Raw genomic sequence first — 14,246 nt, forward strand, 5'->3', positions numbered from 1 at the left:
CCGCTTGATCCCTAATCCCTGCATCTTCGGGCCCGCCGCAGGGCCCCAAAACAGGGTTGAGGTATCAGATGACGATGATGACACGCATGTTCGCAGGAACGACCGCGCTGGCGCTTTCGGCGGGTCTTGCGGCGGCCGAACCGGCGCTGATCTACGATCTCGGCGGCAAGTTCGACAAAAGCTTCAACGAGGCGGCGTTCGGCGGCGCGCAGCGTTGGGTCGAAGAGACCGGCGGCACCTACAAGGAACTGGAGATGCAGTCCGAGGCGCAGCGCGAACAGGCGCTGCGGCGGCTGGCGGAAACCGGCGCCAACCCGATCGTCATGACAGGCTTCGCTTTCGGCGACGTCCTGAACAAGGTCGCCCCCGACTATCCCGACGTGAAATTCGCGATCATCGACATGGTGGTCGAACAGCCGAACGTGCAATCCGTCGTCTTCACCGAGGAAGAGGGCAGCTATCTGGCCGGGATCATGGCCGCGATGGCATCGGAATCCGGGACCGTAGGCTTTATCGGCGGCATGGATATCCCGCTGATCCACAAGTTCGAATGCGGCTATGCCCAGGGCTTCAAGTCGGTCAAGCCGGACGGTCAGGTGCTGATTAACTACACCGGCACCACCCCCGCGGCGTGGAATGACCCGGTGAAGGGCGGCGAGCTTGCCAAGGCGCAGATCAGCCAGGGCGCCGACGTGGTCTACGCGGCCGCCGGCGGCACCGGGATCGGCGTCCTGCAGGCCGTCGCCGACGAAGGCAAGCTGGGCATCGGCGTCGACAGCAACCAGAACCATCTGCATCCGGGCCAGATGCTGACCTCGATGGTCAAGCGCGTGGACAACGCCGTCTTCGACGCGTTCACCGCGGGCGATGCCCTGGAACCGGGCGTGAAGGTCATGGATCTCGCCGCCGAAGGCGTGGGCGTCGCAGTGGACGAGAACAACCAGGACCTGATCACGCCCGAGATGCAGGCCGCGGTCGACGAAGCCAAGGCCGGCATTGCCGACGGCAGCATCGAGGTTCACGACTACATGGCCGACAACACCTGCCCGGTCGAGTGATGGCCGAGCCCGCGCAACATCTGGGGGGGCGGTCGGCAACGGCCGCCCCCGCCGCCATCGAACTGACCGGCATCTCCAAGGCCTTCGGGCCCGTGCAGGCCAACAAGGATATCGACCTGCGGGTCGAACGGGGCACGATCCACGGCATCATCGGCGAGAACGGCGCGGGCAAATCGACGCTGATGTCGATCCTCTACGGATTCTACAAACCCGACAGCGGCACGATCGAGGTGAACGGACAGCCGCTCAGCATCACCGATTCCATGACCGCGATCCGCGCGGGCATCGGAATGGTCTTCCAGCATTTCAAGCTGGTCCAGAACTTCACCGTGCTGGAAAACATCATTCTCGGGGCCGAGGACGGCCGCCTTCTGCGCCCCGCGCTGGCCAAGGCACGCGGCGTCCTGCGTCGCCTGGCCGAGGAATATCAGTTGAACGTCGATCCCGACGAGCGGATCGAGGAGCTTTCGGTCGGCCACCAGCAGCGGGTCGAGATCCTCAAGGCGCTATACCGTCAGGCCGACATCCTGATCCTGGATGAACCGACCGGCGTGCTCACCCCGGCCGAGGCCGATCACCTGTTCCGCATCCTCGAAGGGCTGAAGGCCGAGGGGAAGACGATCATCCTGATCACCCACAAGCTGCGCGAGATCATGGAGATCACCGATAATGTCAGCGTGATGCGGCGCGGCGAGATGGTGGCCAGCGTCCGCACCGCCGAAACTTCGCCGGAGGAACTGGCAGAGCTGATGGTCGGTCGAAAGGTCCTGCTGAACGTCGAGAAGGGGCCTGCCAGCCCCGGCGCCCCGGTGCTGGAGGTGCGCGGCCTGAAAATGGTCGACGACGAAGGCGTAGAGCGACTGCGCGGCATCGATTTCGACATCCGTGCTGGCGAAATCCTGGGCATCGCGGGGGTTTCGGGCAATGGTCAGACGCAGCTACTGGAACTGCTGGGCGGTTACCCCGAAAAGGGCAGCACGGTCAGCGGCACGATCCACATGAACGGCGAGCCGCTGGACGTGACCGGCACCAGATCCGACGCCCGCACGCGGCGCAAGCGCGGCATCGGCCATGTCCCCGAGGATCGGCAGACCGAAGGCCTGATCATGGACTTCACTGCCTGGGAAAACATCGCCTTCGGCTATCACGACAAACCCGAATACCAGCGCGGCTGGCTGATGGACAACGACGCGATCCGTCGCGATGCGCAGAAATACATGGAGGATTTCGACTGCCGCCCGCGCAACTGCCATCTTGCGGCGCGAAATTTCTCGGGCGGGAACCAGCAGAAGCTGGTCGTCGCGCGCGAGATCGAGCGCAATCCCGACCTGCTGCTGATCGGCCAGCCGACCCGCGGGGTGGACATCGGCGCGATCGAGTTCATTCACAAGCGCATCGTGGAACTGCGCGACGCCGGAAAGGCGATCCTGCTGGTCTCTGTCGAGCTGGACGAAATCCTGTCGCTGTCGGACCGGATCGCGGTCATGTTCGACGGCCGCATCATGGGTGAACGCCTGCCGTCCGAGACGACGACGGGCGAACTGGGCCTGCTGATGGCGGGCATCACCGACACCGATCGCCACGACCCGGCCGAGGGCATCCCGCCGGAACACCAGTATGTCGAGACCACCCCCGAGGAGCGCGTCTGATGGACAAGATGCCGAAATGGGCCGACGTAATCCTGACGCCGCTGATCTCTGTCCTCCTGGCCTTCGCGATCTCGGCGCTGGTCATTCTCGCCATCGGTGAAAATCCCTGGATGGCGCTGAAGACGATGGTGACGGGCGCGCTCGGGTCCAGCTACGGCTGGGGGTTCACGCTGTATTACGCGACGAACTTCATCTTCACCGGGCTCGCGGTGATGGTGGCCTACCATGCGAGCCTGTTCAACATCGGGGGCGAAGGACAGGCAGCGATGGGCGGGCTTGGCGTGGCGCTGGTGCTGCTTTACCTGCCCCTGCCGCATTGGCTGATCGCACTCCCCGTAGCGATGATCGGCGCGGCGGCGTTCGGCGCGGCATGGGCCTTCATCCCCGCCTGGCTGCAGGCGAAGCGCGGCAGCCACATCGTCATCACGACGATCATGTTCAACTTCATCGCCGCCGCCCTGCTGAACTACGTTCTGGTCAACTTGCTGCGCCCCGTGGGCAGCATGGACCCGGCCTCCGCGCGTTTCCCCGATGCCACACATCTGCCCAAGATCACCGACCTGGCGGCCACCTTCGGCATGACCTGGGGCGAACATACGCCCGTCAACGTGACCTTCTTCATCGCCGTCCTCGCCTGTTTCCTCACTTGGTTGCTGATCTGGCGCACACGTCTCGGCTACGAGATCCGGGTTCTGGGCCGGTCCGAGCCGGGCGCACTCTACGCCGGGATCAGCCCCGTGAAGATCACCGTGCTCGCCATGCTGATCTCCGGTGGGTTCGCCGGGCTGATGGCTATCAACAACGTGATGGGCGAAAGCGAGCGGCTGGTGTTGAACGCGGTCGAGGGTGCCGGCTTCATCGGCATTGCCGTCGCGCTGATGGGCCGCAACCATCCGTTCGGCGTGTTCCTGGCCGCGCTTCTGTTCGGTTTTCTCTATCAGGGCGGGGGTGAACTGGCGCTGTGGACCTCGATCCCGCGCGAGTTGATCATCGTCATCCAGGCTTTGGTGATCCTGTTCACCGGCGCGTTGGACAACATGGTGCGGATGCCGCTGGAGCGGATGTTCCTTTCGATGCGCAAGCGGGGCGACGCATGAAGCTTGGTTCGCTGAATGAGGCGCTGACCCCGATCCTCGTCCTCGCTATCTGCGTGATTTGGGCGATGGTTGATTCCGGTCGCGCGGTACAAGGCATCGACAGCGCGCTGCGCTTGATGACGCCGCTGCTGCTTGCTTGCCTTGCCGGGCTTTATTCCGAACGCTCGGGCGTCTTTGACATCGGGCTGGAAGGCAAGATGCTGATGGCCGCTTTCTCGGCCGCGACGGTCGCCTACCTGACTGGCAGCGCGTGGATCGGGCTGCTGGCGGGGATTGCGGGGTCGATGGCGCTGTCGCTGATCCACGGGCTCGCTTCGATCACCTTCCGGGGCAACCAGCTGATCTCGGGCGTGGCGATCAACTTCCTCGCCTCGGGACTGACGGTGCTTCTGGGGATCAAGATCTTTCAGCTTGGCGGCCGCACGCCGTCACTGGAAGGCGCGGCACGTTTCCAGCCGATCGAATTGCCGCTGGCGGAAACCCTGCGCGGCGTGCCGGTGATCGGGGATCTGTATTCCAACCTACTGTCCGGTCACTCGATCCTGGTCTACATCGCGCTGCTTCTTGTGCCGCTGACATGGTGGGTGCTGAACCGGACCCGGTTCGGCCTGCGCCTGCGCGCGGTGGGCGAGAATCCGGCATCCGTCGATACGGCCGGCGTGTCGGTCACACGGCTGCGCCACGCCGCGATCGCCATCTGCGGCGTTCTGTGCGGGATCGCAGGCGCCTATCTGGCAACCAGCCTGTCGGCGGGGTTCGTGAAAGAGATGACGGCGGGCCGCGGCTTCATCGCGCTGGCCGCGCTGATCTTCGCCAAGTGGCGGCCGTGGAGCGCGTTGTTCGCCACCTTCCTCTTCGGACTGCTTGAAGCCATCGCGAATCAGTATCCGAATCTCGATCTGGGCTTCATCACCATCCCGTCGATGTTCATGAACGCGCTGCCCTACATCCTGACCGTCATCATTCTCGCAGGCTTCGTCGGCCGCGCGATCCCGCCGCGTGCGGGCGGAGAGCCTTATGTCAAAGAACGCTGAGGCACTCGCGCTGATCCGCGACCGCGCGGGGGAGGAGGCGCCGGAATTCGGGCTGATCCTCGGTTCCGGCCTGGGGCACCTGTCGGGCACGGTCGAGGGCGTGGCGATCCCCTATGACAACCTGCCGGGCTTTCCCCATGCGGGTGTCTCTGGTCATGTCTCGGAACTGGTGATCGGTCGGTTGGAAGGTAAGCGCGTCGCGGTCTTCGGAGGGCGGTCACATTATTACGAATCCGGGCGCGCCGATGCGATGCGGTTTCCGCTGGAGGTGTTGGCGGGACTCGGATGCCAGCGCCTCATCCTCACCAACGCCGCCGGTTCGCTTCGCCAGACGATGCCACTCGGCTCGCTGATGATGCTGTCGGACCACATCAACCTGTCGGGCGCGAACCCGTTGATCGGCGAGAAGACGGACGCCCGCTTCCAACCGATGACCGACGCCCATGATCCCGACCTGCGCGCCGGACTAAAGGACGCCGCGCAGTCCGAGGGCATCGACCTGCCTGAAGGCGTTTATTGCTGGTTCTCCGGCCCCAGCTTCGAGACCCCGGCCGAGATCCGCATGGCGCAGATCATCGGCGGCGATGCGGTGGGCATGTCCACCGTGCCCGAAATCATCCTCGGCCGTTTCATTGGGCTGCGCTGCGCAGCGATTTCCGTCATCACGAACATGGGCGCGGGCCTGTCGGACGAGGCGATCAGCCACGACCACACCAAGGCGATGGCCCCCCTTGGTGCGGCCAAACTGGAACGGGTGCTGCGCCGCTTCCTGCGAGACGCCTAGGTCAGATACTTGTTGAACCAGTCGATCGTGCGCTGCCAGGCGAGTTCAGCCGCTTCCTGATCGTAGCGCGGGGTGGAATCGTTGTGGAAGCCGTGGTTCACGCCCGGATAGACGTAGGCCTCGTAGGTCACGCCCGCTTCCTTCAGCGCGGCCTCATAGGCCGGCCAGCCCTCGTTGATCCGCTCATCCAGTTCGGCGTAGTGCAGCAGCAGCGGCGCCTTGATCTTCGACGCATCCTCTGCTGACGCCTGCCGACCGTAGAACGGGACCGAAGCGGCCAGTTCGGGATAGGCCACCGCCAGCGCATTACAGACCCCGCCGCCATAGCAGAAGCCGACGCAGCCGACCTTGCCGGTCGAATCCTCGCGCGCCATCAGATGCTCTGCACCGGCGAAGAAGTCGTTCATCAGTTTTTCGGGATCGACCTGCTGCTGAAGCTCGCGCCCCTCGGCATCGTTGCCGGGGTAACCGCCGACCGAGGTCAGCCCGTCCGGCGCCAGCGCCATGAAACCCGCCTTGGCGACCCGGCGCGCGACATCCTCGATATAGGGGTTCAGGCCCCGGTTCTCATGGATCACCAGAACCGCGGGCAGCGGACCCTCGACCCCCGCCGGGCGGACCAGATAGCCCCGCACCTCGCCGGTGCCGTTCGGGCTGTCATAGGTGATGTATTCCGGCAGGATGCTCTCATCGTTGAAGCTGACCTGCTCGGCCAGGGCGTAGTTCGGGCTCAGCATGTCAAGCAGCGCGAGCGCGGTCACACCGCCGACCGCGTACTTGCCAGCCCGATCTAGAAACTCGCGCTTGGTGATCCGACCGTGCGCGTAGAAATCGTAAAGCTCCAGCAGGCCCTGATCGAAATCCTTCGCCGTCATCCGCGTCATCATGCTCTCCCATCCTGTGCGGGATCAGATTAAGCGCGAAGAACGCGAGACCGCTTCACGATCGGGAGAGGTCGATCCGGGCAAGCGCCGTTTCGACGCGCTCTGCCGCCGCATCGAGATCGCTCAGATCGTCCAGCGCGACCACCGCCCGCTCCATGTCAGCGTAGCGCGAGCGATGCTTGCGATAACGCGGATCGTAATGATCGCGCATCAAGCCCTCGGCCAGCGCGGCCCATTCGCCCGCCTCTGCCTGGGCCTGCCAGTCGGCGATCCGCTCTTTCGGCTGGACTGCGGCAAGCGAGGCGATGATACCGGCGAGCCGTCGGGGTTCGGCCACGACATCGCCATAATCGCGCGCCGAATAGGCGGCGCGCGCGGCCACCGGCACCTCCAGCCGCAGACGCGGCGCGGCGCAGATCGCCTGCCACATCATCTTGGGCAGGTTCAAATCGCCAATGCGGCTGCTTTCAGCTTCGACCAGCAACGGCCGAGACGGGTCCAGCTCTTCCAGCGCAAAGGCCAACCGCCCCTCGAACATTCGCTGTGCCGGCTGGCCACCCGCCATCGCGCCGAACAGGCTGCCCCGATGGTTGGCCAGCCCTTCAAGATCGATCACCTGATGTCCGCGCGCGGCAAGCCGATGCAGGATCGCGGTCTTGGCGCTGCCGGTATTGCCGTCGATGACGATGAAGGGCGCCTCGACCGGCTGAGCCTGAACGCGCTCCACGACCAGCGAACGCCAAGATTTGTAGCCGCCTTCGATCCGCTCGATCCGCCAGCCGATCTGCGACAGGATCGTGGCGAAACTGCCCGAACGCTGACCGCCACGCCAGCAATAGACCAGCGCGCGCCAACTGCCGTCACGATCGGCAAGCGGACCCGCAATGTGCCGCGCGGCGTTCGCGGCGACCAGCGCCGCGCCCTTCTTGCGCGCATCGAAGGGCGATACCTGCTTGTAGATGCGCCCGATCTCTGCCCGCTCTGCATCGTCCAGGACCGGCAGATTGATCGCGCCGGGCAGGTGATCTTCCGCGAACTCCGACGGGGAACGCACATCGATGATGTCGTCGAACCCCGCCAGGGCGGGGTCCGCGACGCGCGCAAGACGCAATGTCAAATCAGTAGACGTAGACCGGCGTGCCGACCGGGACCTGATCGTAAAGGCTCATCACAGCCTCGTTGCGCATCCGCAGGCAGCCATTGCTGACCGCGCGGCCGATGCTGCCAGGTTCGGTGGTGCCATGGATGCGGATCGCGGTGTCCTGGCCGTTGGCGTTGTAAAGATACAGCGCCCGCGCCCCCAGCGGGTTCTGCGGACCACCGGGCATCCCGTCCTCATACTTCTTGTAGGCGGTCGGGTTGCGCTTGATCATGTCGGCCGTAGGCGTCCAGCTGGGCCATTCGGTCTTGCGGCCGATGGTCGCGCGGCCTTTCCACACCAGTTCATCCTTGCCGACCGCGACGCCGTAGCGGATCGCCCGACCCGGCGCGATGACGTGGTAGAGGAAGAAGTCCTGGCTGACCACGATGATGCTGCCGACCTCGAACCCTTCGCGGATGGCGACCTCGGTCGGGGCATAGGGGTCGCGGGCCGCGGTTTCGGCGGTCTGCGGAGCGGGCGGCGTTGCCTGCGCCAGCACCAGCGACGGTGCGGCGATCAGCGGCAAAGCCAGCGAGATCATCTGACGGCGGTTCATTGGCAAGGTTCCTGTGAATGCTCGTTTTATCTTGCAGTTAATGTCCCATACGGCGCGCGACAACTCAATCCGGCGTCATTCACGGGGTTTTCGCTTGATCGCGCGGCGCGATCGCCACAGGCAGGGTGGATGAGCAAGCGTCCCCTCACGACCATCAGCCGCCGCGCCCTGATCGCGGGGGCCGCCCTGCTGCCGCTAACCGCGAGGGCGCAAAGCGCATCGCCGCGGATCGTCGCGTTCGGCGACAGCCTGACCGCGGGCTACGGTTTGGCCAAGGGTTACGGGCTGGTCCCCCAGTTGCAGAACTGGCTCGCGGCGCAGGGCACACCCGCGACCATCGTCAACCGCGGCCTGTCGGGCGACACGACGCTGGGCGGTCGCGTGCGGATCGGGCTGGCGCTGCGCGGGGGCGCGGACGCCGTTATCGTCGAATTGGGCGGCAATGACATGCTGCTGGGATGGGAGCCCGAGCGGGCCGAGGCCAATCTCGACTCCATCCTGTCCACTGCCGGAGCCGGGGGGCGGCCGGTGCTGCTGGTCGGGATCCACGCGCCGGGTCGAAGGCAGGACTGGCGGCGCCGCTGGGCTGCGATATGGCCGCGACTGGCCCAGCGTCACGGAACCTTGCTGCTACCCGATCTTTACGCGCCCCTGGCGCAGTTGCCACGCCCGATGCGGGGCGACTATTTGCTTGCCGACGGGATTCATCCGTCGGCCAAGGGCGTCGGGCTGCTGGTTCCACATCTTGGACCGCAGGTTCAGGCCCTGATCGCGCGGATCGGTCAGCGGGCCTAATCGGCCGTCAGTGACCCGCGTGGCCGTCAGGAACGGCTGCATCACCGTCGGCCGCCTGCTGCGGTTCGCGTTGATTGTCGACCGGCACCTCGACATCCACCGTGCCGCAATCGCCGAAGTCCAGCGTCAGGGCGACCGTCGCACCATCTTCCATCGGCGCCTTGAGGCCCATCAGCATGACGTGGTCGCCGCCGCGTTCCAGCGCGTGCGTCTCGCCCGCAGGGATCAAGATGCCCTCCTCGATCTCACGCATCGACATGACGCCGTCCACGTCCTCGTTGCTGTGCAGTTCGACTCGCTCGGCCGCGTCCGAGGAAACGCCGGACAGCGTGCAATCGACCTCGCGATGGTTGTCGAGAAGCATGAACACGCCGCCGGTCATCGGATTTGCGCTGCGGGCGTAGGCGTCCTTCACCGCCATTACGTCATGAGCCATCGCGGAAAGCGGAAGCAGGACAAGGGTGGAGGCAAGCGTCAATGTCTTCATAGTCGTGTCCTTCTTGCATTGCCCCGTCTCTATCGCGCGGGTGCCTTGGCTCTGCCATTCAAATTTGCCGAACCCGACGGCCCCGAACGCAAAAACCCCGCCGAGATCGGCGGGGTGCATACGTCCCGTCAGGGAAAGCAGCTCAGGCCTGCAGTTCGGCCGGGCCGTCCTTCTTGGCGATCTCGCGCTTGATCTTCAGCGCGCGGGCCGACAAGTCGGTGTCCTTGGCCTTCGCCAGGAACGCGTCCAGACCACCACGATGATCGACCGTGCGCAGTGCCGCGGCCGAGATGCGCAGCGCGTACGTGCGGCCCATCTTCTCCGAGGTCAGCGTGACGTCGTTCAGGTTCGGCAGAAAACGGCGACGGGTCTTGTTGTTGGCGTGGCTGACGTTGTTGCCAGACATCGGGCCCTTGCCGGTCAGTTCGCAAACGCGCGACATGTTCGTTTCCTTCGTTTCCGGGTCAGGCGATTCGGAGGCCGCTTCGCCCAATATGAAAAGGCGCCGCGAGGCAGCGCCCGAAATTCGTTCGCGGGTGATTACTGGCTCGAACGGATGCCGTCAAGCCCAACCCGGGCAGGACATCGGCAAAAACTGCCCTCAGGCGACATAGGACCGTTCGATCTCGATCAGCCGCTGCTTGCGCCACAGCCCGCCCGCATAGCCGGTCAGCGTCCCGTCCGCACCGATGACACGGTGGCACGGTATGACGATGGCGATACGGTTGTTCGCGTTGGAATTCGCCACCGCGCGGATCGATGTCGGGCTGCCGATGTCACGCGCCAGTTCGGCATAGCTGCGCGTCTCTCCGGCCGGAATCGCTCGCAGACCCTGCCAGACGCGGCGCTGGAAGTCCGTGCCGCGCAACTGCAGGTCCAGATCGAAGCGTGGGCGGTTCCCATCGAAGAATTCGGCCAACTGCGTCTCGGTGCGGTCGGTCACGGATGTCCGACCCAGACCGATACGCCCGCCGACAAATCCCGAGAGCCGCCTGAGTCCCTGGGGCAGCGCCTTGCGGTCGATGAATTCCAGCAGGTGCAGCGTGTGGGCATCAGCGATTGCGATCATGCCCCCCAGCGGCGTGTCGATCCAGTCGGCGCGCAAGTCGGCTGCGCCGCGCATCTGCTGCGGCGGATGACCGAACAGCCTTCCGAAAGCTTCACGAAAGCCGGATGCGGATTCGAAGCCGGCATCCAGTTGCGAATCGATCACCGACTGGCCTGCCGTCATGCCCTTCACCCCCTGGCGCAAGCGCATATTGCGCGCGATGTCGAGAAACGTCTGCCCGAAATGCCGCTTGAACGCACGCCGGATGGTCGAGGGGTCATGCCCCATCGCGACCAGATCGGCCTCGCTCCACCGCCGGTCTGGATTGGCTTTCAGCGCGGCGATCAGGGACGCGACGGTCTGATGGCCCTCGGCCTCGGGACCGGTCGGGTGGCAGCGAAGGCAGGGGCGAAAGCCCTCGGCCGCCGCCTCTGCAGGCGATGTGAACCAGCGGCAGTTTTCGGGGCGCGGCTTGCGGGCCGGGCATGTCAGGCGGCAGAAGATGCCGGTTGTGGTCACACCGACATAGGCACGACCCTCATAAGCGGCATCACGGGCGGTCAGCGCGGCGTAAAGCGCGCCGGGGTCTGGCATATCAAGCATGGCGTCATCCTTGGTCATCTGCCATCACCCTAAGCCGATCGCGGCCGCCATGCGCCGCAGAATCGGGCGTCTATTCCAGGAAGCCTCAGCCCCTCAACGCGGCCAGCATCTCGGCGGCGGCCTCGCCCGGCGCGGCACGACCTTCGGCCACCGCCTCACCCAATTGATCCATCCTGCGACGCGCCTCGCCCGATGCAAGCTGCGCCAGCAGACCTGCCCGAACCTCGGCCTCGAACCAATGGCGCGCCTGCGCAGCGCGTGTCCGGTCGAAATGGCCCTGCTGCCGGCGCCAGTCGGCCAGATCCTGCATCTGCTGCCAGGCGTCTGCCAGCCCCGCGCCGGACACCGCGGACACTGGCAACGCTTTGGGAAAACCGTCAGGATCCTGCGGACGCTTTCTCAACAACCGCAGCGCGCCGGCGTAGTCGGCGACGGTCCGACGTGCAGGCCCCAGCAGATCGCCGTCAGCCTTGTTGACCAGGACCAGATCGGCCATCTCCATGATGCCCCGCTTGACGCCCTGCAACTCGTCCCCGCCCGCGGGCGCCAGCAGCAGCACGAACAGGTCGCACATCTCGGCCACCAGGGTCTCGGACTGGCCGACGCCGACCGTCTCGATCAGCACCACGTCGAAGCCCGCCGCCTCGCACAGTCGCACCGCCTCACGCGTGCGACGGGCGACGCCGCCCAGTTCCGCACTGGACGGAGAAGGGCGAATGAACGCGTTTGGATCGCGCGACAGCCGCTCCATCCGGGTCTTGTCGCCCAAGATCGAGCCGCCCGACCGGGTCGAGGACGGATCGACCGCCAGCACCGCAACCCGCAGCCCGGCTTCGGTCAGCATCGTTCCGAACGCCTCGATGAAGGTGGACTTTCCGACGCCGGGTGTTCCCGAAAGCCCGATGCGCAGCGCCTGCCGGTCGGGCAGGTTCGACAACAGCGAAACCGCACGTTCGCGATGGTCGGCCCGTGTCGATTCGATCAGCGTGATCGCGCGGGAAAGGGCGCGCCGGTCGCCCCCGGCCAGTCGTTCCAGAAGATCGTCCATTCCGCCCCGCGACCCTGCGGCAGTTGCCAGCGCATGCCGTCATTCATGGATAGAAGCGCGATCCCGCAAGGGCAAGCGAAGCGGTCCGCCCTGCTTGCGGGTCGCGAGGCGCGTGCTTACGCTGAGACAAGCACAACACGAGGCTCGGGACTGGATGCGGCGCATCTTGGTGGCACTTAGACTGGCTATGATGCTGGGGATCGCGACGGTGGGGACCGGGCAGGCGACAACCCCGATCGTAAGCGAGCACGAAGTTGACTGGCAGGCTGCGCCAGTGCGGTTGCTGATGGTCGAGCAGCGGGGCTGCGTCTATTGCGCCCGCTGGGATCAAGAGATCGGCCCCGGCTATGCCGCGTCCGAGGAAGGCCGCGCCGCGCCGCTGCTGCGCGTCGATATCGACGGTCCCTGGCCGGACGGTTTGGCGATTGGTCCGCGCCCCGTCATCACGCCCACCTTCATCCTGCTGGATCACGGGATCGAGGTCGGCCGCATCGACGGCTATGTCGGAGAGGCCTATTTCTACCCTGTTCTGCGCGAAACCTTCTCGGACCTTGATCGGTCGCGCGGGCCCGGCGCCGGGACCGCCGTTATCGACTGATCACCGCAGCGAGCGCCTGTTCGTCCCCGTCCGCCTCTCTTCCCCGGCCCGCGCGCATGGTCTATGCGGTGGCCTGACAGATCCAAGAGGCCCGCCCATGCACGACATCCGCACGATCCGCGACGATCCTCAGGCCTTTGATGCCGCGCTCGCCCGACGCGGCCTGGCGCCCGTCTCGCCCCAAATCCTGGCGCTGGACGAAAAGCGACGGGCGCAGATCGCAGCCGCGGAAACCGCGCAGGCAGAACAGAACCGCGCGAGCAAGGAAGTCGGCGCCGCGAAGGCGCGCGGCGATGACGCCGAATTCGAGCGGCTGCGCGCGTTGGTCTCCGAAACAAAGGCCGACATTGCGCGGATGCAGGCGGAAGCCGCGGCGCTGGACAATCAGTTGCGCGACCTGCTGATGGGCATTCCCAACCTGCCGCTGGACCGCGTCCCCGACGGCAAGGACGAGGATGACAATCAGGAGATCCGAAGCTGGGGTGAGCCGCGCCGCTTCAACTTCGCACCGGTCGAGCATTATGAGATCGGCGGCGTCAAATCCGGCATGGATTTCGAAACCGCCGCCAAGCTGTCAGGCAGCCGTTTCGTCGTGCTGAAGGGTGGCGTCGCGCGCATCCACCGCGCGCTGGCGCAGTTCATGCTGGACCTGCATGTCGAAAAACACGGCCTGCAGGAAACCTGGACCCCCGTGCTGGTTCTGGAAGAGATGATGGTCGGGACCGGGCAGCTGCCCAAGTTCGGCGAGGATAGCTATCAGACCCGCGAAGGTTACTGGCTGATCCCCACATCAGAGGTCACGTTGACCAACACGGTCCACGGAGAGCTGCTGGACCATGCCAGCCTGCCGCGGCGGATGACCGCGCACAGTCAGTGCTTCCGGTCCGAAGCGGGCAGCGCCGGGCGGGACACCGCCGGCATGCTGCGTCAGCATCAGTTCGAGAAGGTCGAGATGGTCTCGATCACCGACGCCGAGTCCGGCCTTGCCGAACACGAGCGCATGACCCGCTGCGCGGAGGCGGTGCTGGAAGCGCTCGGCCTGCCCTACCGGACCGTTGTACTGTGCTCTGGTGACATGGGGGCGGGCGCGCGGATCACCCATGATCTGGAGGTCTGGCTGCCCGGTCAGGACCGCTATCGCGAGATTTCCAGTGTCAGCTATTGCGGCGATTACCAGGCGCGGCGGATGAACGCGCGCTATCGCCCGGAAGGCGGCGGACGGCCCGAATTCGTCCATACGCTGAACGGGTCGGGGCTTGCCGTCGGACGTGCCTTGATCGCGGTGCTGGAAAACGGTCAGCAGGTTGATGGCTCGGTCGATCTGCCCGCTGCACTACACCCTTATCTGCGGGGCGCAACGCGGCTTGGCGCCGATGGTACATTGTCGTGATCGCCCAAACATAGGCTGAACCGCGAGCAACTAACGCGAAGCTCGCGCGTTCTCGGGAATGACCCGTGTGAGTG

The 14,246-nt window shown here is 65.5% G+C and carries 15 protein-coding genes; 8 read left to right on the top strand and 7 right to left on the bottom strand.

Annotation, left to right across the window (positions count from 1 at the left end):
- Positions 1-68: 68 nt before the first annotated feature.
- From MLD63_RS01190 to MLD63_RS01210, 5 genes are all read left to right on the top strand, one after another.
- Positions 69-1,058: a BMP family lipoprotein gene (locus MLD63_RS01190; protein WP_255328009.1), complete on the top strand. Its 990-nt coding sequence runs from the start codon at positions 69-71 to the stop codon at positions 1,056-1,058.
- Entirely contained in the window at positions 1,058-2,707 is a 1,650-nt protein-coding gene (locus MLD63_RS01195) for an ABC transporter ATP-binding protein (RefSeq protein WP_255328010.1), read from the top strand. The genes MLD63_RS01190 and MLD63_RS01195 overlap by 1 nt, the downstream gene beginning before the upstream one ends.
- On the top strand, positions 2,707-3,804 hold the full coding sequence (locus MLD63_RS01200) for an ABC transporter permease (protein ID WP_255328011.1): 1,098 nt from the start codon (positions 2,707-2,709) through the stop codon (positions 3,802-3,804). Before MLD63_RS01195 ends, MLD63_RS01200 begins: the two co-directional genes overlap by 1 nt.
- A gap of 65 nt (positions 3,805-3,869) precedes the next feature.
- Positions 3,870-4,838 carry an ABC transporter permease gene (locus MLD63_RS01205; RefSeq protein ID WP_255328475.1) on the top strand — a complete coding sequence of 323 codons (969 nt, stop codon included), beginning with the start codon at positions 3,870-3,872 and terminating at the stop codon, positions 4,836-4,838.
- Positions 4,822-5,622, top strand: coding sequence for a purine-nucleoside phosphorylase (locus MLD63_RS01210; RefSeq protein WP_255328012.1), 801 nt, complete (start codon positions 4,822-4,824; stop codon positions 5,620-5,622). The genes MLD63_RS01205 and MLD63_RS01210 overlap by 17 nt, the downstream gene beginning before the upstream one ends.
- Here MLD63_RS01210 and yghX read toward each other — a convergent pair.
- From yghX to MLD63_RS01225, 3 genes are read right to left on the bottom strand one after another with little or no spacing between them, the layout of a single operon-like run.
- Positions 5,619-6,506, bottom strand: coding sequence for a YghX family hydrolase (gene yghX, locus MLD63_RS01215; protein ID WP_255328476.1), 888 nt, complete (start codon positions 6,504-6,506; stop codon positions 5,619-5,621). The two genes, MLD63_RS01210 and yghX, sit on opposite strands and share 4 nt — an antisense overlap.
- Before the next feature lie 55 nt (positions 6,507-6,561).
- Entirely contained in the window at positions 6,562-7,623 is a 1,062-nt protein-coding gene (gene mnmH / locus MLD63_RS01220; protein WP_255328013.1) for a tRNA 2-selenouridine(34) synthase MnmH, read from the bottom strand.
- Position 7,624: 1 nt separating this feature from the next.
- Positions 7,625-8,203: a L,D-transpeptidase gene (locus MLD63_RS01225; protein ID WP_255328014.1), complete on the bottom strand. Its 579-nt coding sequence runs from the start codon at positions 8,201-8,203 to the stop codon at positions 7,625-7,627.
- A gap of 129 nt (positions 8,204-8,332) precedes the next feature.
- Between MLD63_RS01225 and MLD63_RS01230 the strand changes: the two genes are divergently transcribed.
- Positions 8,333-8,998, top strand: coding sequence for an arylesterase (locus MLD63_RS01230; RefSeq protein ID WP_255328015.1), 666 nt, complete (start codon positions 8,333-8,335; stop codon positions 8,996-8,998).
- 7 nt (positions 8,999-9,005) lie between these two features.
- On the opposite strand, the gene MLD63_RS01235 is transcribed toward MLD63_RS01230, so the two are convergent.
- From MLD63_RS01235 to meaB, 4 genes are all read right to left on the bottom strand, one after another.
- Entirely contained in the window at positions 9,006-9,485 is a 480-nt protein-coding gene (locus MLD63_RS01235; protein WP_255328016.1) for a copper chaperone PCu(A)C, read from the bottom strand.
- A gap of 142 nt (positions 9,486-9,627) precedes the next feature.
- Entirely contained in the window at positions 9,628-9,927 is a 300-nt protein-coding gene (rpmB, locus tag MLD63_RS01240) for a 50S ribosomal protein L28 (protein ID WP_255328017.1), read from the bottom strand.
- A gap of 159 nt (positions 9,928-10,086) precedes the next feature.
- Positions 10,087-11,154, bottom strand: a complete 1,068-nt coding sequence (locus MLD63_RS01245) for a bifunctional transcriptional activator/DNA repair enzyme AdaA (protein WP_255328018.1) — start codon at positions 11,152-11,154, stop codon at positions 10,087-10,089.
- Between the two features lie 67 nt (positions 11,155-11,221).
- Positions 11,222-12,184 (bottom strand): methylmalonyl Co-A mutase-associated GTPase MeaB, encoded by a 963-nt coding sequence (gene meaB / locus MLD63_RS01250; RefSeq protein WP_255328019.1) that lies wholly within the window; start codon positions 12,182-12,184, stop codon positions 11,222-11,224.
- Between the two features lie 154 nt (positions 12,185-12,338).
- Between meaB and MLD63_RS01255 the strand changes: the two genes are divergently transcribed.
- Complete coding sequence (locus tag MLD63_RS01255; RefSeq protein WP_255328020.1) at positions 12,339-12,782, top strand: thioredoxin domain-containing protein; 444 nt, start codon at positions 12,339-12,341, stop codon at positions 12,780-12,782.
- Positions 12,783-12,879: 97 nt separating this feature from the next.
- On the top strand, positions 12,880-14,172 hold the full coding sequence (serS, locus tag MLD63_RS01260; protein WP_255328021.1) for a serine--tRNA ligase: 1,293 nt from the start codon (positions 12,880-12,882) through the stop codon (positions 14,170-14,172).
- Positions 14,173-14,246: the final 74 nt, after the last annotated feature.

This window comes from Paracoccus albicereus, assembly GCF_024359525.1.
Classification (GTDB): domain Bacteria; phylum Pseudomonadota; class Alphaproteobacteria; order Rhodobacterales; family Rhodobacteraceae; genus Paracoccus; species Paracoccus albicereus.